Source organism: Vibrio plantisponsor (genome assembly GCF_013041605.1).
Classification (GTDB): Bacteria; Pseudomonadota; Gammaproteobacteria; order Enterobacterales; family Vibrionaceae; genus Vibrio; species Vibrio plantisponsor.
In genome coordinates this window covers 36,405-55,775 of the sequence record NZ_JABEQC010000018.1, presented here as the reverse complement: position 1 = coordinate 55,775, position 19,371 = coordinate 36,405, and the positions used below count along the sequence as shown (strand labels likewise).

Genomic DNA, 19,371 nt, shown 5'->3' with positions numbered 1-19,371 from the left:
ACATTTTTTTCATTTTAATTTGCATTCCGCCCCTTGCTATGTATTATATTGCCGCTAATTTCCATACTCACGTCTGGTTGAAAAATTAGTGCCTTCCAATACCAATCCAAACATCTACACCGTTTCTCGTCTTAATGCTGAAGTCCGATTATTACTAGAAAATGAAATGGGCATCGTTTGGTTAATTGGTGAAATTTCCAATTTCTCTGCTCCTGTTTCTGGTCACTGGTATCTCACGCTTAAAGACTCTCGCGCCCAAGTAAAATGCGCTATGTTCAAAGGCAATAATCGCTTTGTGAACTTTAAGCCGAAGAATGGCCAACAAGTATTGGTGAAAGCACGATTATCCCTGTATGAACCCCGTGGTGATTATCAAATCATCATTGAAAGTATGCAGCCTGAAGGTGATGGTCGCTTACAGCAGGAATTTGACCAACTAAAAATGAAGCTGGCTTCTGAAGGCTTGTTCGCACAAACCTTAAAGAAAAGCCTGCCAGAACACCCGAGATGCGTGGGTGTCATCACATCAAAAACCGGTGCTGCTCTGCACGACATTCTTCAAGTACTTAAACGTCGAGATCCGAGTTTACCTGTGATCATCTACCCTACTCTGGTTCAGGGAGAAGACGCGGCGATTCAAATTGCTCAAGCGATTGGCTGTGCCAACTCTCGCGCAGAATGTGATGTGTTGATCGTCGGTCGCGGCGGCGGTTCACTGGAAGATTTATGGTGCTTTAACAACGAAATCGTTGCCCGCACGATTGCCGCCAGTCAGATCCCGATTATCAGTGCAGTTGGACATGAAATTGATGTCACTATTGCCGATTTCGTTGCAGATGTTCGGGCACCGACTCCGTCCGCAGCCGCGGAATTGGTCAGCAGAGACAACACGCATAAGAAGCAAGCGTTTCAAACTTATCGTCACAAGATAGCCAGCGCAATGCGTCACTATTTTGCTCAGCAGAAAGTGGAGTTGAAACAGCTGCAACATCGTTTAGACAGACAGCATCCCGCCAATCGTTTACAACGTCAGCAGCAACAGTTAGATGAATACAGCATGCGTTTAGAGCGTGCAATTCAGTCTCGAATTAACAAGACTCAGCAACATCTTGATAAGCAAAAACATCAGCTTCAATTGCTGTCGCCGGAAAAGATACTGCGCAATCAACAATATCTGTTAACCAGTAAGCAAAAAGAACTGAATGATGCGATGAAACGATATCTTGTCTCTTCTCGTTATACGTTTACTCGCCTGACAGACAAAATGAATGCGGTTAGCCCGTTGGCGACATTATCACGTGGCTATTCGATCACTCAAAATGCTCAAGGTGATGTAATTCACGATGCGAATGATGTGCAGCAAGGTGACTTAATAGTGACTCGCCTGAAAGAGGGTGAAATTCGTTCGGTCATCAAATAACCGTTTTGCCGTTGTTTGTGTCACTTCCCTATTCTTTCTATAACTTCCATAGCGATAAAAATACCACTTTCAATAAGTGGTATTTTTAACTATCTCTTTAAATAACTGCCCATTATTCTGTTTTCTGAAATTCAAAACGAATATGCGATTTTGACTTCAGTTCATTACAGGTGTTGCAAAAATAGTTCGCAGCTCCGCATGCTTGCAGTTTCTCAAGTTCAGCTTCACAGTCGGGACAAAATCCAACCTTTTTAAAATGGCTCTCACATGATGAACAGTGGTACTGACCGTCCCACACAAGCTCTTTGTCACATTGAGGACATAAGTTTTCCATTACACTACTCCAACTTCAAATATGAAATCTTGGGTTAAAACGCCTGCTGACATAATAAAGATCGTTAAAGAGATCTCAATCCGATCTTCTGCTTTATCTGTTTTGTTCAGCGATCTACCCTTAAAAGAACATTTATATAACCACACACCGAAAGCATAAGTTACATATTCTGCATTTGGATTTTAAACAGATTAAAAATCTAGATATATCTTTAAAATTCCAATAAATCAGAACTTAACAAAAGGATCATTTTTCATTTAGCAAGTTACATGAGTGTGCATTTCGATATGTTCACTATCACACTGCACTAGCTTCACTTGTATCTCTTTAAAGTTATCCAATGAGTCACAATGCGTTCCACCACAAGGGATTATCGCTGTTTCACCTTCCTGCAAATCACACTGCCAGTAGCGTGAATCAGTCAGGTTTTCGCCATGTCTGGTGATCTCGATTTTTGATCTCAGTGTTAACCATGACGCCAGTTGCGCATTTACCTGCTCTTCAATCTTAGTTAAGTTTTCTAGCATATCTGCACTATTCAAACCACGTTTACGCAATGTTTTCCCTAGACGATACGTGTCTAAACAACGATCTTCTGTGACAAAGCTCGTTACTTGCGCGTAACTATTGAAATCATTGTGACCGTGAGGGTCTTTTCTATCAGCATCTTTACGCCAATATCCCGCAGCTAAGACTTTATTTAACGCCAGATAAGCTAAGTGACCAGCACTATGACCGCGACTAAGCTGATTCTGATAGATATCATCAACAGTCAAACTCACTGCATCACCCACTTTGACAGCATTTTCTTCTGCCTTGATTTGATGAACAACAACGAAGACCCAGCCGGGTTCATCTCGTTTTACGGGGATCTCTTTACCCACCAGCAACTGATGATCGGTCTGATTAATCGCCCCTACAAGGCAGTTTTCAACTGTGTAACTATGCTCACCAGCAGTGAGTGTTCCTTTATCAGCTGGGTGATCCGGCCAAATATGGCTCACAGGATGAAAAGGCGTACGAGAGGTCACAACATATAGTGATCCCTCATTAACTCGAACAAACTGCACCTCACTTGAGAGATGATAGATGGATTGGGTAAACGTGACTTGAGTAGGTGTATATGACATATCAAATTATCAGACAGTTGTGATTAGCAATCTTCTCAGCATAAGGCTGAGGTTTACAGATATCAGAAAAAAGCCCAAGCATTGCTTGGGCTCTTAATAAGCGTTATTTTCTGCGACCTTTCATCATGGTCATCAGGCGCTTGCGTTTGCGCTCTTGCGATAACGTCATTTTGTTAGTTTTACCTTCAAATGGGTTTTCGCTGTTCTGGAACTGAATACGAATCGGCGTCCCCATGATATCCAATGACTTACGGAAGTAGTTCATCAGATAACGCTTGTACGAATCAGGCAATTCATTCACAAGGTTACCGTGGATAACGATGATAGGTGGGTTGTAACCACCAGCATGCGCATATTTCAGTTTTACACGACGGCTGCGAACCATAGGTGGCTGGTGATCTTCAGTCGCCATCTTCATGATACGAGTCAGAACTGATGTACCAACACGAGTAGTCGCTGACTTGTATGCTTCTTGAACAGATTCAAACAAGTGGCCAACACCAGTACCGTGAAGTGCAGAAATAAAGTGAATTCGTGCGAAATCAACGAAGCCTAAACGACGATCCAACTCTTTCTTCACGCGTTCTTTAACGTCAGTGTCCAAGCCATCCCACTTGTTCACAGCGATAACCAGAGAACGACCGGCATTCAGAGCAAAGCCTAGTAAGCTTAAATCTTGATCTGAGATGTTTTCACGAGCATCGACAACAAGCAGAACCACGTTCGCATCTTCGATAGCTTTCAGAGTTTTAACAACAGAGAACTTCTCTACCGTTTCGTTCACACGCTTACGGCGACGGACACCTGCGGTATCAATCAGCACATATTCACGCTCATCACGTGTCATCGGAATGTAGATAGAGTCACGCGTAGTTCCCGGCATATCGTAAACAACGACACGTTCTTCGCCTAAGATACGGTTAGTCAGTGTTGACTTACCAACGTTTGGACGACCGATAATCGCCAGTTTAATTGGCTGATCTTGCAAACGTTTGTATACTTCTTCAGCTTCTTCTTCTGTGTACTCAAGCTGTTCTTCTTCTGAATCTTCAAACTCAGTGAGATCTTCTAGAAGACCTTCTTCAGCTTGCATCTCTTCAGCAATCGGACTTAATGCACGATCAATCAGAGCGCCAACACCACGGCCGTGAGCTGCCGCGATTTGGTACATGTTTTCCATACCAAGTTGCCAGAACTCTGCACTTGCTGCGTCTGCGTCAATGCCATCTACTTTGTTTACAACTAAAATGCTGTTCTTCTCAATGCGGCGAAGATGTTGTGCAATCGCTTCATCAGCAACGGTTAGGCCAGCACGGCCATCAACCATAAACAGAACAACATCAGCCTCTTCAATCGCAGCAAGCGACTGTGCAGCCATTTTTGTTTCAACACCTTCTTCACTGCCATCAATACCGCCGGTATCGATAACAATAAATTCGTGCTCACCTAGCTTTGCTTGACCGTATTTACGGTCACGAGTTAAGCCTGGGAAATCTGCAACCAAAGCATCGCGCGTACGCGTTAATCGGTTAAACAGTGTCGATTTACCTACGTTAGGACGCCCTACAAGAGCAACAACAGGTATCATAACAACCTCTACAATTATTAATCATATGTAGTTATAGGTAATGACTGAGAAAACAACCAATCAGCTTTATACCAATATATCCGCCTACGCGAATTATACCCAAACTACTTGGAGTTGCAGGTAAGCGGCAAGTGAGTGAATCCCCATGACCACAAATACCATGCGTGATTGGGATGAACGAACGTAGTCAACACCGCTGCAGCTTCAAGTAGGAAGGTTATATAAGTATTACCTATAACCACATTGTTTATTTCAATAAAACGGCTCCTAACTGTTTCCAGCTAGGAGCCGTGTGTGAATGATATCACAATTTACTTTTTGATCGTCAGTTTCTTTACATCGCCATCGCGAGTAACCAGAACATAACCACCATCAATCGCCATTGGGCCAACAGCAAAACCGCTATCGTCAATCAACTGCTGAGCTACAAACTCACCAGAGCTACGATCAATCCAGTGCAGATAGCCTTCGCTGTCACCAACAACTACGTAGCCTTCAATCACTTTTGGTGCTGTCAGCAAACGGTGTTCAAGCTGGTCGTTACTCCACAGTTCAGTACCACTGCGCGAATCCACCGCAACTAAGTGATCTTTATCTGTCACTAGGAATAGGCGACCGCCATCAGTAGCCATATCGGTTGCTGATGAGTAATTACGTTTCCAGATAGGATTACCAGAGCGCAGATCAACTGCAATTAACTGGCCGTTGAAACCAATCGTGTATAGCGTTCCACCAATGATCACAGGAGACGCATCGACATCCACCAAACGGTCAATTTCAGTCGCACCTTTCGGTTGGCCTACTGGTTGTTGCCAAATAAGCTGACCACGAGCAGAAATTGCAGCCGCCAGACGACCACTTGGCGTACCCCAGAACACACCACCAGAAACAGCGGCGGGTTGACTATCACCACGCAGCGTTAAGTTCGGTACTTCGGTACTGATTGTCCATTTCTGGCTACCTGTCGCTTGATCTAATGCGACTAAGGCACCACGACTGGTATTGACAATAACAAGGTTGTTGTCTGCTACAGGAGAAGCTAACACTTCACCTTCGACTTTCACTTTCCAAGACTCTTCACCAGTCTCAGCATTTAAAGCAATAACAACACCGTTTTCACTGCCAATGTAGATTTGGCCATACGCAGCAACGATACCACCGGAAAGACGAGCAGAAACCTCTTCTTCCAGATCGACTTTCCAGATCTCTTTGCCATTTTCAGGATCAAGCGCTTTTACAATACCGTCACGGCTTGCAACAAAAACTTTGCCGTAAGCAAAATCAGGTGACAGCTTAGAAAAGTAATGACCAACGCCATCACCGATAGAAGTACTCCACAGTGACTGAGGCGTAAATTCACTTTTCACCACTGGCACTGGTGCCATCACAACGTTTTCTTCTTCGCTAGCACAGCCAGCTAGCAGAGCTAACACAGCTGAGGACAGAAGCACTTTGTTGAACATCTTTTTCATCAACTTGTGCCCTTACTTGGCTAGGTCGTCCAGTTTAATTTGCAACGTTTGGCTTGCATCCGTCGCTTGTTGCGCTTCAGTGTAAGCGGCATAAGCAGCAGCAGTGTCGCCCTTACGCAGAGAAATATCACCGCGTAATTCAGCCACTCGGCCTGCCCAACCTTCTTCTGTAATATTGTTCAGCTCAGCTAATGCAGCGTCAAAGTCACCTTGCTCAGCCTGAACTCGAGCAACACGCAGAGTAATCACTGGTTTTAAAGCTGCATCTTTAGTTGTGCTTTTCGCCCACTCTAGTTGTGCTAAAGCTTCATCTAAATTACCTGCTTCAATTTGTACTTTTGCAAGTTGCATTGCTGCTAGCACTGAATACTCAGTGTCTTTATTGCCATCAATAAAGCTTTGAACATCGCCGCTCGCATCAATGCCTTTCGAGGATAGAGACAGGATCGCTTGAGTATAAGCTTCTGAAGCAGCCTCTTTCGCTTCGGTTACGCTATCTTGATAAAAACGCCAACCAAAAAGACCACCTAAACCAATGACAGCGCCTAGCATTACGGCTTTGCCATTTTCCTTCCACCAATCTTTGATCGCTTCTACTTGTTGTTCTTCAGTATCGTAGAGTTCCACTTCCTATCCTCTTTATAAATGCCAATGACGAGCATTGGCATAATGTATCTCTAAAAATGCGCTATTAGATCAGATGAGCAAGCTTGCTCGCGATCTCTGCTTGAGAAATTGTTTCTTGCTCGCCGCCTGCTAGGTCTTTTACAACCACAGTGTTACCCGCAACTTCGTCTTCACCCAAAACTAATGCTATCGCAGCACCAACTTTGTCCGCACGCTTAAACTGTTTCTTAAAGTTTCCGCCGCCGAAGTGTGTCATAACACGAAGGCCCGGAACTTGCTCACGGATTTGCTCGGCAAGCTTCATACCCGCAGATAGAGTACCTTCGCCAGCCGTCACCATGTAAACATCAACGCTGCGACGAACATCTGTATTGCCTAATGTTTCCATCATCAATACTAAACGTTCTAGACCCATAGCAAAGCCTACAGCTGGTGTTGGTTTTCCACCTAACTGCTCAACAAGACCATCGTAGCGGCCACCGCCACATACAGTACCTTGTGAACCAAGACTTTCAGTGATCCACTCAAATACAGTACGGTTGTAGTAATCCAGACCACGAACCAAACGCTCGTTAACCGTATATTCGATACCTGCAACATCAAGAAGTTCACATAAACCTGCAAAATGTTGTTTTGACTCTTCATCTAGGTAATCAGACAGCTTAGGTGCATCACCTAATACGGCTTGAACATCTGGGTTTTTAGTATCCAGTACACGCAGAGGGTTGGTGTATAGACGACGCTTACAGTCATCATCCAGTACATCCATATATTGCTCTAAATATTCAATTAAAGCGGTACGGTAGTTCGCACGCGCATCAAGTGAACCGATTGAGTTCAGCTCAAGGCGTACATGTTCAGAAATGCCAAGCTCACGCCACATACGTGCCGTCATCATGATCAATTCAGCATCAACATCAGGGCCATCAAGACCAAATACTTCCACACCACATTGGTGGAACTGACGGTAGCGACCTTTCTGAGGGCGCTCATGACGGAACATTGGGCCCATGTACCACAAGCGTTGTTCTTGGTTGTACAACAGACCATTTTCGATACCAGAACGTACACAACCAGCAGTACCTTCTGGGCGTAGCGTTAAGCTATCACCGTTACGGTCTTCAAAGGTGTACATCTCTTTTTCAACAACGTCAGTGACTTCACCAATCGCACGGCTAAATAGATGTGTCATCTCAACGATAGGCATACGAACTTCGTTATAGCCGTAAGCACTAATTACGTTTTTTACCGTGCCTTCCACTTTTTGCCAAAGTGGAGACTGAGTTGGGAGACAGTCGTTCATGCCTCGGATTGCTTGAATAGTCTTTGCCAAAATAGTTACCGTAATATCGTTTAGATTAATCTTGTTCAAGTTGCTGAATGTTGATGCGGTTCTTCTCATCTAACATTGAAGCTTTGGCGCGAATTTTCGCTTCAAGCTGAGCAACTAGGTCGTCGTTGTCAAAACGTTCTTTTTGACGAACGCCGTCTTCATAAAATGCGCTTTTCTTATTGCTGCCTGCCAGACCTAAATGGGAAACTTCCGCTTCGCCCGGGCCGTTTACTACGCAGCCAATAATCGAAACATCCATTGGCGTCAAAATATCTTCCAATCGTTGTTCCAGCTCGTTCACAGTAGAAATAACATCAAACTCTTGACGAGAACAGCTCGGACAAGCGATGAAGTTAATTCCGCGAGAACGGATACGCAGTGATTTCAAAATATCGAAACCGACTTTAATTTCTTCAACCGGATTGGCAGCCAAAGAGATGCGTAAAGTATCACCGATACCTTCCGCAAGCAGCATGCCTAAGCCAACCGCAGACTTCACTGAACCAGCACGAGCACCGCCTGCTTCAGTAATACCTAAGTGCAACGGCTGGTCGATTTTCTTCGCCAGCAAGCGATAGGAATCCACAGCAAGGAATACATCAGATGCTTTCACACTGACTTTAAACTGATCAAAGTTCAGGCGATCAAGAATATCCACATGACGCATCGCCGACTCCACCAAGGCTTCTGGTGTTGGCTCGCCATATTTCATTTGCAGATCTTTTTCTAATGAGCCGCCGTTTACACCGATACGAATCGGGATATTTTTATCACGCGCGCAGTCAACAACAGAACGGATGCGAGATTCGTTGCCAATGTTGCCAGGGTTAATACGTAAACAGTCAACACCGTACTCTGCCACTTTCAATGCGATACGATAGTCAAAATGAATATCCGCAACGAGCGGCACAGAGACTTGCTGTTTGATGAGCTTGAAAGCTTCTGCTGCGTCCATCGTTGGAACAGATACGCGTACTATATCTGCACCGACATTTTCCAGAGCTTTGATCTGAGCGACTGTCGCTTCCACGTCAGTCGTTCTTGTATTGGTCATTGATTGCACAGCAATTGGCGCACCATCGCCAATTGGCACATCCCCTACATAAATACGTGTAGAAGGACGACGTTTGATCGGAGATTCGTGTTGCATAGTATTGTCTAAGGTAAGGTGAGTCTTGCTACTTTGCCTGAAGTATACCCAGAAAGGTCTACAGGTTCACTTGCAAATGTCATTGATACGCTCTCTGGAGCGCCAAGAATCACTTGTAGAGGTTTTTGTCCGCGTAAATTCAGTGTCTGACCAGCTTGTTTAATGCCTGTCGACAAGGTTTTACCCGTCGCATCTTTAACTTGAATCCAGCAATCCGCTGAGAAAGAAAGTGTTAGCAAGTTGCTTGCATCTGCTTGCTCAACTACAGGTGCTTCAGCTACTGGCTCTTCAACAACAGCAGGTTCTTCTTCCGCTGCAACTGGCACTTGTTCGCTAATCGCAGGCTCAACGTCTTCAACTGCTGGTTCTTCAGTCTGTTCTACCGCTTGAACTTCATCAGCAGGCGAGAATGGTTCAACAGGCTCTTCACCTGATTCTTCTGTTAATTCACTGACCGTTGCAAATTCTTGATCGTTACGAGAATCCTGCAACGAGGACTCATTACTCAAAACCGCTGAAACTTCAGCATCTTTGTCCGCTTCGAATCCACTGTCTCTGTGGTTCTGCCACCACCAAAGTGATGACATACCAATAAGAATCACCAATATGACCCAAGTAATAGTCATAATGTGGCTATCGTGTTTCGCACGCTTGGTTTTCTTTGAGAAGCTTTGCATAGTTTGTTCTTGAGGTTCAGCAGCGGTGCTTTTCTCATAAGCTTGCAAAACTTCAGATTCTTTCAATCCAACCGCTTTGGCGTAAGAACGCAAATAGCCGCGAATAAAGGTAGCGACTAGATCTGATTCAAAGTTGTTGGCTTCTAGGTTTTGAACGATGGATAAACGCAATCTCAAACGGTCAGCGACTTGTTGTTGTGTTAACCCTAATGCTTCGCGCTTTTCTCTTAACAGGGTTCCTGGTTCTACAAATGCTGCTTCTTGTTCTACAGTTGATGTTTCTTCGACGATTGGGTTTTCTTGTTCTTTATGTTCAGTATTCATCCGCGATGTCTGTCTCGTGTTTTTGTGCTCAAGTATCGCTTCGTCGCTTTTATTATTGATTTGTTAGTAGCAATCAATGTCGATGACTTCAACAGGTGAAAATTCATTTATGTTGGATATCGCCAGTAATTCGCATTTACTTTTGATAATAGTGAAACATTCTAATAGATATTAGCCTGTAAACAACAAGCATTTGGAAAAGAAATTACAGACAGGTCAAGGTTTTTGCTTAAACTGACATCAAAAAGACATAATTTGTTGGATTAACTCCAAAAGTAAGTAAGCCAGAGCGAACTCTGGCTTACTGATATTTTTAACTAAATCTGTTTTACAGGGATAGCTTGTTCATCCACCTGCTTGATTTTAGTACGTTTGGTACGGTCAATAACATCACCAACCAACTGACCACACGCCGCATCAATATCATCACCACGTGTTTTACGGATCGTTACGGTATGTTCGTATTGCATCAGAGTTTTCTGGAAACGATCAATTCGTGAGTTACTTGGTTTCTTGTAAGGTGAACCCGGATATGGGTTAAACGGAATCAAGTTGATCTTACAAGGTGTGTCTTTCATTAGTTGCGCCAGTTCGTGAGCATGCTCTGTACCATCGTTCACATGATCGAGAAGCACATACTCAACCGTTACTTTGCCACGGTTTGCATTTGATGAAGCAATATAGCGACGAACAGATGCTAGGAAATCTTGAATATCCCAACGGTCATTGATTGGCATAATTTCACTGCGCAGCTTATCGTTCGGTGCATGAAGTGAAATCGCTAAAGCAACATCGATTTGACCAGTCATTTGGTCTAAACCGGATACCACACCAGAAGTCGAAACCGTTACACGGCGCTTTGATAAACCAAAACCTAGGTCATCCAGCATGATTTCTAACGCTGGAATCAAGTTCTTCATATTCAGAAGTGGCTCGCCCATGCCCATCATTACTACGTTAGTAATAGGACGACGGCCTGTTTCTTTTTCTAAACCAATTTCACGCGCTGCACGCCATACCTGACCAATAATTTCAGATACACGTAAGTTACGGTTAAACCCTTGCTGAGCGGTTGAACAGAATTTACATTCCAGCGCACAACCTACCTGAGAAGAGACACAAAGCGTTGCACGATCATCTTCAGGGATATAAACCGTTTCTACGTCCTGATCACCCACTTTCATCGCCCACTTGATGGTGCCATCACTGGAGTGTTGAGCTTCGGAAACGTAAGGTGCACGAATTTCACACTTTTGAATCAGCTTTTCGCGCAGCTGCTTATTAATATTGGTCATCTTTTCGAAGTCGTCACAACCAAAATGGTAAATCCACTTCATCACCTGATCGGCGCGGAATGCTTTTTCACCCAGTTCATCAGCGAAAAATGAACGCATAGCCTTGCGATCAAAATCAAGTAAATTGACTTTTTGTGTGGTCATGTAGCCTCTCAAAGATGGAACTATAATTAAGGGCGCGAATTGTACAGCCTTTAGGCAATAACGACAAGGGCTGCAATACCATGAGTTTACTGGGGTATTTACAAGCCTTTGAATAAAAAATAAACAGCAAATTAAAAAAATAGCAAACAGGCGATAAGTACTGAGTGAAGTTGCTAAAAAACGGAGATTTCAGTGTTGCGAGAGGTATCTGACGGGTACAAAAAAGCTCCCTTTCGGGAGCTCCTTAAAATTAAACTACAGCTTCTGAGCGAGGGCAGATTTCTGATTCAGGGAAAAAGAATTCAATTTCGCGTGCAGCAGACTCAGGACTATCACTGCCGTGTACTGAGTTATGGCGCATGCTGAGTGCGTAGTCAGCACGGATAGTGCCACATGCTGCTTCTTCAGGATTGGTCTTACCCATTAGCTCACGGTAACGCGTAATAGCATCTTCACCTTCAAGAACTTGAACCATAATTGGGCCAGAAGTCATAAACTCTTTTAGCGGTTCAAAGAATGGTTTTCCTTCGTGTTCCGCGTAAAATCCGCTTGCTTGTTCATCAGTCAGACGAAGCATTTTCGCTGCGATAATGCGTAGTCCAGCCTTTTCAATACGATGATAAATCTCACCGATTAAATCACGTTCAACGGCGTCAGGCTTAATGATAGAAAATGTTCTTTCTAGGGCCATAAGATGTCCTTTTACTTTACTTGTCGTTTTATTTTAAAAAGGCGGCTCTTAGGCCACCTTTGAATTACACCAATTACTTTGCTTGATCCATCAGTACGCGAGAGATGGTTCTTACGCCCATGCCCGTTGCGCCTGCAGCCCATTTATCACTTGGAGACTTACGGTAAGTACCCGCACAGTCAAAGTGTAGCCAGCCTTTCTTGTGGTCTTCAACAAAGTAAGACAAGAATGCAGCCGCAGTACTTGCGCCAGGTGAGTAATCACCAGAGCTAATGTTAGATAGATCTGCGAAAGGTGAAGGCAACATTTCACGATGGAAATCCATCAGCGGAAGTGGCCATAGACCTTCATGTTCTTCTTTAGCAGCAGTCAGAGCTTGGTGAGACAACTCGTCATCAAAGCTCATCAGTGCATGGAAGTCATTACCTAATGCATTTTTTGCTGCACCAGTTAGCGTTGCGCAGTCAATGATCAGCTCTGGTTTTTGCTCACTGGCGTACATCAGACCGTCAGCCAATACCAAGCGACCTTCCGCGTCAGTATTCATGATTTCTACAGTTTTACCGTTCTTGTAAGTGATGATATCACCCAACTTAAGAGCACGGCCTGAAACCATGTTTTCAGCACAGCACAGAATCAATTTCACGCGCTTATTTAAACCGCGAAGAATAGACAGTGCCAGCGCGCCAGTAATCATGCCTGCACCGCCCATATCGGCTTTCATCGCAGACATCATGCCAGATGGTTTTAGGCTGTAACCACCAGAATCGAAAGTAATACCTTTACCAACCAAACATGCGAACACGGGTGCGTCTTCTTTGCCGGTTGGGTTAAAGTCGAGTTGTAGCATTGCTGAGGTGCGGTCTGAACCACGGCCAACAGCGAAAATGCCTTCCCAACCTTCTGCTAAAAGATCTTTGTCTTTTACGATACGGTAAGAAACTTGCTCAGGAGCCAGAGATTTCACGAACTCAGCTGCCATAGTCGCAAGCTGACGAGGTGCCACTTCTTCGGCACTCTTGTTAATAATGTCGCGAACCCAATCTGTGGTTTTAATACGAGCTGCTAGTTCTGCTTGTGCTTCTTGCTCTAGAGGTTTCCACTCAACCGTGTTTCTCTTCTTCGCTTCACGGTAGCCTTGATAGAAAGCCCAGATAGATTCTAGATCCCAACCTTCGCCTTCTAGAGATACAGAACGCAAACCTTGAGTATCCAGTTTACGAGCAGCGCGTTGAATCGCACCTAAATCGTGAGATTGAGTAAGGTGAATTGTTGCACCTTGCTCAGAAAATGATAATAACGCCTTTTCTCCCCACTGAGGCTGGGCAGCTTCCAGGCTAATAAATACAGACATTTGTGTAGACATGGTTTCTCCTTGTCTTAGTAATGGCGTCTCTTCGCCACATCTCTTCAATAACTCGGGGATGTTAGCATTTTGTCAGTTAAAAATATCAACTTGATAAAAAAACGGGCTACTAGGCCCGCTTTTTTCTTAAAACTGTTAACTTAGCGAGGCTAGGTTAGCGCAATTAATCCCGCTCATCCATCCAGCACATAATGATCGCTTCAAGAATTTTCTCGTTTGAGCGGTTAGGCTCATCGTCAAAATCTTCAAGGTCCAATATCCACTGATGTAAATCGGTAAAACGTACATTTTGCGGTTCAATATCAGGATATTTTTCGCAAAGCTCAATGGCGATATCGCGTGAATCTGTCCATTTCATAATGTTATTCCAGTGTCATGTTCTCTGGCTTGAATCAAGCCAGAGTGATAATTAGTGATCTTCAGATGCGTGATTCAAAGTGTATTTTGGAATTTCAACAACCAAATCTTCGTCCGCGACTCTTGCCTGACAGCTCAAACGAGATTCAGGCTCTAAGCCCCATGCTTTATCCAGCATGTCATCTTCGAGTTCATCACTCTCTTCTAGCGAGTCAAAACCTTCACGGACAATGCAGTGACAAGTTGTACATGCACAGGATTTCTCACACGCATGCTCAATTCCGATACCGTTTTTCAACGCCACATCAAGAATCGTTTCGCCAGGTTGAGCTTCTAATACCGCACCTTCCGGGCAAAGTGTTTCATGGGGTAAAACAATAATCTTAGGCATTTTTTGTCTTCTCTTTAAATCTCGTCAACTGAATGACCAGCCAGTGCGGCGCGAATAGATTTATCCATACGGCGCGACGCAAAATCTTGGCTCGCTTTATCGGTATCTTTTATTCCTTGCTCAATAGCGTCCGCATCATCACCGTTGCGTAATTCGATCAGTGACTCAATCGCTTTAACTAGAAGCTGTTTCTCATCTTCGCTCAGTAACTCGTCACCATCCGCCTGCATTGCTGCAATCAGACCTTCGATGACGCGATCCGCTTCAACACGCTGCTCCATCAGGCTTCTCGCTTGCATATCTTCTTTAGCATAAGCCATAGAATCACGCAGCATTTGAGCCACTTCGTCATCGCTTAAACCGTAAGACGGTTTAACCTGAATTTCGGCTTGGACACCAGTGCTCTTTTCCATTGCTGTCACAGATAGCAGACCATCCGCATCCACTTGATAAGTCACGCGAACATGTGCAGCACCTGCGGCCATTGGCGGAATACCTTTGAGAGAGAAACGCGCCAGTGAACGACAGTCATCCACTAATTCACGCTCACCCTGAACAACGTGAACACTCATCGCTGTTTGACCATCTTTGAAGGTAGTGAACTCTTGCGCTCTTGCTACCGGAATCGTGGTGTTGCGTGGAATAATTTTTTCCACTAAGCCACCCATGGTTTCAATACCCAGAGATAGCGGGATCACATCCAACAGCAGCATTTCAGAATCTGGCTTGTTGCCTGCTAAAACATCTGCTTGAATCGCCGCACCAATAGCAACCACTTCATCAGGGTTGATACTGGTTAATGGTGTACGTCCAAAGAACTCACCCACTTGCTCACGCACGTAGGGAGTACGAGTAGAGCCACCAACCATGACCACTTCCAACACCTCATCTGCCGATATCTGCGCATCTTTAAGCGCGCGGCGGCAAGACATCAGCGTCTTCTTCACTAGTGGCTGGATCAGTTCATTGAACTGTTGTTTGGTAAGCACGCCAGACCAATCAAGGACATTAATTTCTACTTGATCGCTATCTGACAGAGCAATTTTCGCAGCCGTTGCTGCGTTTAATAACTCACGGTGTTTACTTGAACTTAACTGGCCTTCAATACCCATTTGCTGTTGCAGGTATTCGGCTATCAGATGGTCGAAATCATCGCCACCCAATGCTGAATCACCACCTGTTGCGAGCACTTCAAATACGCCTTTTGACAGACGCAGAATAGAAATATCAAACGTACCGCCACCTAAGTCATAAACAGCAATTACACCTTCCTGACCTGAATCCAGACCATAAGCGATAGCAGCGGCCGTTGGTTCATTAAGCAGACGTAATACGTGCAATCCGGCAAGCGCGGCTGCATCTTTGGTAGCGACTCGTTGAGCATCATCAAAGTAAGCAGGAACAGTGATAACCACGCCTGCCAATTCGCCGCCTAATGTGTTTTCAGCTCTTTGGCCTAGCGTTCTCAGAATGTCTGCTGACACTTGAATTGGGTTTTTGTCACCGTGAGGAGTTTGCATGATCGGCAAACCGTTTTCACTGGCTTTAAATTGATACGGAAGATTTGGGTAACGAGACTGAATATCAGTCAGTGAACGACCGACAAGTCTCTTTACCGAAATAATAGTATTAGCAGGATCTGCTTGCGCGTTGTCATGAGCGTCATAGCCGACCACTTTTTCTTCTTGGGAATAAGACACAACGGAAGGCAGGATGCTTCGTCCTTGCTCATCAACTAAAGTGGTTGCCGTGCCGCTTCTCACTGAAGCCACTAACGAGTTGGTGGTTCCTAAATCAATGCCTGCAGCCAGTTTATGCTGGTGCGGTGCAGAACTTTGACCCGGTTCTGCAATTTGAAGTAATGCCATCTATGGGTCCTTTTTTTAGAATTAGCCGAGGAGTTTGTCTTCGACTCGCTCTATTTCATTTTTTAATTTGGCAATAAATTTGAGCTTACGAACAGTGTCTGCTGCGCTATTCCACTGCTCACTGTTTAGCTCTTGCTCTACTTGGATTAAGTGCTGTTTATACATTTTCTCGACTTTACTATCAAAGTCGAACAGCGCACTTTCCGCATCAGAGTTGTCGGTAATTGCTTCAAGTTCTTCACGCAGTTCCATCTGTTCCATCAGGAACATTGGATCTTGAAGAGTTTGCTGCTCACCACGGAGTTCAACACCGTTAAGTGACAACAGGTATTCTGCGCGAGAGATTGGGCTTTTTAACATTTGATTGGCATCGTTAATCTCTGCCGTTTTTTGTACCGACATCAGTCGGTCACGCTCAGAAGCCGTGGCAAAGTTATCTGGATGAAAACGCTTTTGCAACTCACGGAACTGAGAAGAAAGAAGGCTACCATCCAGTTGAAACTGAGTTGGTAGCCCAAATAATTCGAAATAATTCATGTAGATATCGGTCCTTTAATTCGATTTAGGATGAGCAAATGCTCACCCTAAATTCAGAGAACTCTTAGACGTTGAAGCTTTCACCACAACCACATTCGCCTTTGACATTTGGGTTGTTGAATTCAAAGCCCTCATTCAAGCCTTCTTTTTTATAGTCCAGCTCTGTGCCGTCTAAGTAAACCAAGCTTTTCGCATCAATGATAACTTTTACACCGTTATCTTCGAAGACTTGGTCACCATCTTCAAGATCATCAACGAATTCTAGTACGTATGCCATACCTGAACACCCAGTCGTTCTTACGCCTAGACGTAAGCCGATACCTTTTCCTCTGTTGTCCAAAAAGGTTTTAACTCGGTGTGCTGCTGTTTCAGTTAGAGTAATGGCCATACTGCTACCTTTGGGTCTTCTGTTAATTAAAGTGGGAGTAACAATGGGTTACTCCCCAAAACACTTATTATTGTTGATGTTTTTTCTTGTAATCCGCAACAGCGGCTTTGATTGCATCTTCTGCCAAGATTGAGCAGTGAACTTTCACTGGTGGTAGCTCTAATTCTTCAGCAATTTCAGCGTTTTTGATCGCTGCTGCTTCGTCAATTGATTTACCTTTAACCCATTCAGTTACAAGCGAGCTTGATGCGATTGCGCTACCACAACCGTAAGTCTTGAATTTTGCATCTTCAATGATGCCTTCAGGAGATACTTTGATTTGTAGACGCATTACGTCACCACATGCAGGAGCACCAACCATGCCGCTACCTACTGATGGATCTTCCTTGTCAAATGAACCTACGTTACGTGGGTTCTCGTAATGATCAATTACTTTTTCACTATATGCCATGATAGTTACCTCGAATCCTCTAAATCGCTGGAAAGATTAATGATGAGCCCACTCAACAGTGTTCAAATCTACCCCTTCCTTGTACATATCCCATAGTGGGGACATGTCGCGTAATTTGTTGACAGCTACACGAATCAATTCAATCGCATAATCAATATCTTCTTCTGTCGTAAAACGACCGAATGAGAAACGAATTGAGCTGTGAGCCAATTCATCATTAAGACCAAGAGCACGTAGTACGTACGATGGTTCAAGGCTTGCTGATGTACATGCACTGCCTGAAGATACCGCAAGGTCTTTCAGAGACATAAGCAGTGATTCACCTTCAACGAAAGCAAAGCTCACGTTTAGGTTGTTCGGTAAACGCTGTTCTAGGTCACCGTTGATCGAAACTGCTTCCATATCTTTGATGCCAGCTAGTAGACGATCACGCAGTTTTTTAGCGTGGTCGAAATCTTGTTGCATCTCTTCTTTTGCAATTCGGAATGCTTCACCCATACCCACGATTTGGTGAGTAGGAAGTGTACCAGAGCGGAAACCACGCTCATGGCCGCCACCGTGCATTTGCGCTTCAAGACGAATACGTGGTTTACGACGTACGTATAAAGCACCAATACCTTTAGGACCGTAAATTTTGTGCGCTGACATAGAGATAAGATCAACTTTCATCTCTTGAACGTCGATTGGCAGTTTGCCTGCTGATTGCGCTGCGTCTACATGGAAAACAATTTTACGTGAACGGCAAAGTTCACCGATTGCAGTGATATCTTGGATAACACCGATCTCATTGTTCACATGCATGATAGAAACAAGAATGGTGTCATCACGCATTGCTGTTTCTAATTTATTTAGATCAATTAAGCCGTTTGATTCTGGCTCAAGGTATGTCACTTCAAAACCTTCACGCTCTAGCTGACGAGTAGTGTCTAGTACAGCTTTGTGCTCAGTTTTGCAGGTAATGATGTGCTTACCTTGTTTTTGATAAAAGTGTGCAACACCTTTAATCGCTAGGTTGTTAGACTCTGTTGCGCCTGAAGTGAAGATAATTTCACGAGGGTCTGCATTCAATAGATCTGCAATTTGCTCACGAGCAGTATCAACGGCTTCTTCTGCCTGCCAGCCATAACGATGAGAACGAGATGCAGGGTTACCGAAAGTACCATCCATCGTCATGTACTGAACCATCTTTTCAGCAACACGTGGATCAACTGGGCAAGTTGCTGAATAGTCTAAATAAATAGGCAGTTTCATTTTCTACTCCAATGTAAACGTCGTTCTTAAGAACGAACATTAATACCTACGGGTGCCGCACCAATGGTGACTGTGTTCGAATTTTTGTGTGCAATCCCGTGGTTAATCGCAAGACCAATATCTTGACGATCAGAAATCTCTAGCACTTCGTTATCAACCATCAGCTCACCAAGAGTGATGTTGTTAAGGAAGTCACTGATGCGTGAGCTTAGGTCGCGCCACAGTGTATGTGTTAAGCAGCGAGTACCACCTTGGCAATCGCCTTTGCCATGACACTTGGTCGCATCAACGGATTCATCAACTGCGGCAATCACTGTACCAATTGAAATCGAGTGGCCATTCATACCTAAGCGATAACCACCGCCCGGACCACGAACGCTAGCAACTAAACCTGCTTTACGTAATTTCGAAAACAGTTGCTCTAAATATGAAAGCGAGATGCCTTGGCGTTCAGAAATATCTGCCAATGGTACTGGGCTTTGTTGCGAATGCAGAGCCACATCTAACATGGCTGTTACCGCATATCTTCCTTTAGATGTAAGTCTCATATCACACCGTATCCACATTGATTATGTGG

The 19,371-nt window shown here is 44.3% G+C and carries 20 protein-coding genes; 1 reads left to right on the top strand and 19 read right to left on the bottom strand.

Features of this window, described 5'->3' with window-relative positions; genetic code table 11:
• Window positions 1-88 precede the first annotated feature (88 nt).
• Window positions 89-1,420, top strand: coding sequence for an exodeoxyribonuclease VII large subunit (gene xseA, locus HKI82_RS18985; RefSeq protein ID WP_102942897.1), 1,332 nt, complete (start codon window positions 89-91; stop codon window positions 1,418-1,420).
• Between the two features lie 112 nt (window positions 1,421-1,532).
• Here the strand turns inward: xseA and HKI82_RS18980 are convergent, their stop codons facing one another.
• The 19 genes from HKI82_RS18980 to iscR all read right to left on the bottom strand — a co-directional run bounded on the left by HKI82_RS18980 (window position 1,533) and on the right by iscR (window position 19,342).
• A complete protein-coding gene (locus tag HKI82_RS18980) occupies window positions 1,533-1,754 on the bottom strand; it encodes a zinc ribbon domain-containing protein (protein ID WP_102942898.1) in 222 nt (73 codons plus the stop codon).
• A 257-nt stretch (window positions 1,755-2,011) separates the two neighbouring features.
• The gene (locus HKI82_RS18975) at window positions 2,012-2,884 is read right to left on the bottom strand and encodes an alanine--tRNA ligase (protein ID WP_102942899.1); all 873 of its coding nucleotides are present in this window, start codon (window positions 2,882-2,884) and stop codon (window positions 2,012-2,014) included.
• 103 nt (window positions 2,885-2,987) lie between these two features.
• Complete coding sequence (der, locus tag HKI82_RS18970) at window positions 2,988-4,472, bottom strand: ribosome biogenesis GTPase Der (protein WP_102942900.1); 1,485 nt, start codon at window positions 4,470-4,472, stop codon at window positions 2,988-2,990.
• A gap of 311 nt (window positions 4,473-4,783) precedes the next feature.
• Window positions 4,784-5,944: an outer membrane protein assembly factor BamB gene (gene bamB / locus HKI82_RS18965; RefSeq protein ID WP_171138873.1), complete on the bottom strand. Its 1,161-nt coding sequence runs from the start codon at window positions 5,942-5,944 to the stop codon at window positions 4,784-4,786.
• Window positions 5,945-5,956: 12 nt separating this feature from the next.
• A complete protein-coding gene (locus tag HKI82_RS18960; protein ID WP_102986525.1) occupies window positions 5,957-6,571 on the bottom strand; it encodes a YfgM family protein in 615 nt (204 codons plus the stop codon).
• Between the two features lie 64 nt (window positions 6,572-6,635).
• Window positions 6,636-7,904, bottom strand: a complete 1,269-nt coding sequence (gene hisS / locus HKI82_RS18955; RefSeq protein WP_102942939.1) for a histidine--tRNA ligase — start codon at window positions 7,902-7,904, stop codon at window positions 6,636-6,638.
• Between the two features lie 25 nt (window positions 7,905-7,929).
• Window positions 7,930-9,054: a flavodoxin-dependent (E)-4-hydroxy-3-methylbut-2-enyl-diphosphate synthase gene (ispG, locus tag HKI82_RS18950; RefSeq protein ID WP_102942903.1), complete on the bottom strand. Its 1,125-nt coding sequence runs from the start codon at window positions 9,052-9,054 to the stop codon at window positions 7,930-7,932.
• Window positions 9,055-9,062: 8 nt separating this feature from the next.
• Window positions 9,063-10,055: a cytoskeleton protein RodZ gene (gene rodZ, locus HKI82_RS18945; RefSeq protein ID WP_171138872.1), complete on the bottom strand. Its 993-nt coding sequence runs from the start codon at window positions 10,053-10,055 to the stop codon at window positions 9,063-9,065.
• Window positions 10,056-10,372: 317 nt separating this feature from the next.
• Window positions 10,373-11,494 carry a dual-specificity RNA methyltransferase RlmN gene (gene rlmN / locus HKI82_RS18940; RefSeq protein WP_102942905.1) on the bottom strand — a complete coding sequence of 374 codons (1,122 nt, stop codon included), beginning with the start codon at window positions 11,492-11,494 and terminating at the stop codon, window positions 10,373-10,375.
• Between the two features lie 250 nt (window positions 11,495-11,744).
• The gene (gene ndk, locus HKI82_RS18935) at window positions 11,745-12,185 is read right to left on the bottom strand and encodes a nucleoside-diphosphate kinase (RefSeq protein ID WP_042489669.1); all 441 of its coding nucleotides are present in this window, start codon (window positions 12,183-12,185) and stop codon (window positions 11,745-11,747) included.
• 73 nt (window positions 12,186-12,258) lie between these two features.
• Entirely contained in the window at window positions 12,259-13,551 is a 1,293-nt protein-coding gene (pepB, locus tag HKI82_RS18930; protein WP_171138871.1) for an aminopeptidase PepB, read from the bottom strand.
• Window positions 13,552-13,714: 163 nt separating this feature from the next.
• Window positions 13,715-13,909, bottom strand: coding sequence for a Fe-S cluster assembly protein IscX (gene iscX / locus HKI82_RS18925; RefSeq protein ID WP_102942907.1), 195 nt, complete (start codon window positions 13,907-13,909; stop codon window positions 13,715-13,717).
• A 51-nt stretch (window positions 13,910-13,960) separates the two neighbouring features.
• On the bottom strand, window positions 13,961-14,299 hold the full coding sequence (fdx, locus tag HKI82_RS18920) for an ISC system 2Fe-2S type ferredoxin (protein ID WP_102942908.1): 339 nt from the start codon (window positions 14,297-14,299) through the stop codon (window positions 13,961-13,963).
• A gap of 14 nt (window positions 14,300-14,313) precedes the next feature.
• A complete protein-coding gene (gene hscA / locus HKI82_RS18915) occupies window positions 14,314-16,167 on the bottom strand; it encodes a Fe-S protein assembly chaperone HscA (protein ID WP_171138870.1) in 1,854 nt (617 codons plus the stop codon).
• A 21-nt stretch (window positions 16,168-16,188) separates the two neighbouring features.
• Window positions 16,189-16,704, bottom strand: coding sequence for a co-chaperone HscB (gene hscB / locus HKI82_RS18910; protein WP_171138869.1), 516 nt, complete (start codon window positions 16,702-16,704; stop codon window positions 16,189-16,191).
• Between the two features lie 64 nt (window positions 16,705-16,768).
• Window positions 16,769-17,092 carry an iron-sulfur cluster assembly protein IscA gene (iscA, locus tag HKI82_RS18905; RefSeq protein WP_102942911.1) on the bottom strand — a complete coding sequence of 108 codons (324 nt, stop codon included), beginning with the start codon at window positions 17,090-17,092 and terminating at the stop codon, window positions 16,769-16,771.
• Window positions 17,093-17,159: 67 nt separating this feature from the next.
• The gene (iscU, locus tag HKI82_RS18900) at window positions 17,160-17,543 is read right to left on the bottom strand and encodes a Fe-S cluster assembly scaffold IscU (RefSeq protein ID WP_102942912.1); all 384 of its coding nucleotides are present in this window, start codon (window positions 17,541-17,543) and stop codon (window positions 17,160-17,162) included.
• Window positions 17,544-17,579: 36 nt separating this feature from the next.
• Window positions 17,580-18,794 (bottom strand): IscS subfamily cysteine desulfurase, encoded by a 1,215-nt coding sequence (locus HKI82_RS18895; protein WP_171138868.1) that lies wholly within the window; start codon window positions 18,792-18,794, stop codon window positions 17,580-17,582.
• 26 nt (window positions 18,795-18,820) lie between these two features.
• A complete protein-coding gene (gene iscR, locus HKI82_RS18890) occupies window positions 18,821-19,342 on the bottom strand; it encodes a Fe-S cluster assembly transcriptional regulator IscR (protein ID WP_171138867.1) in 522 nt (173 codons plus the stop codon).
• Window positions 19,343-19,371: the final 29 nt, after the last annotated feature.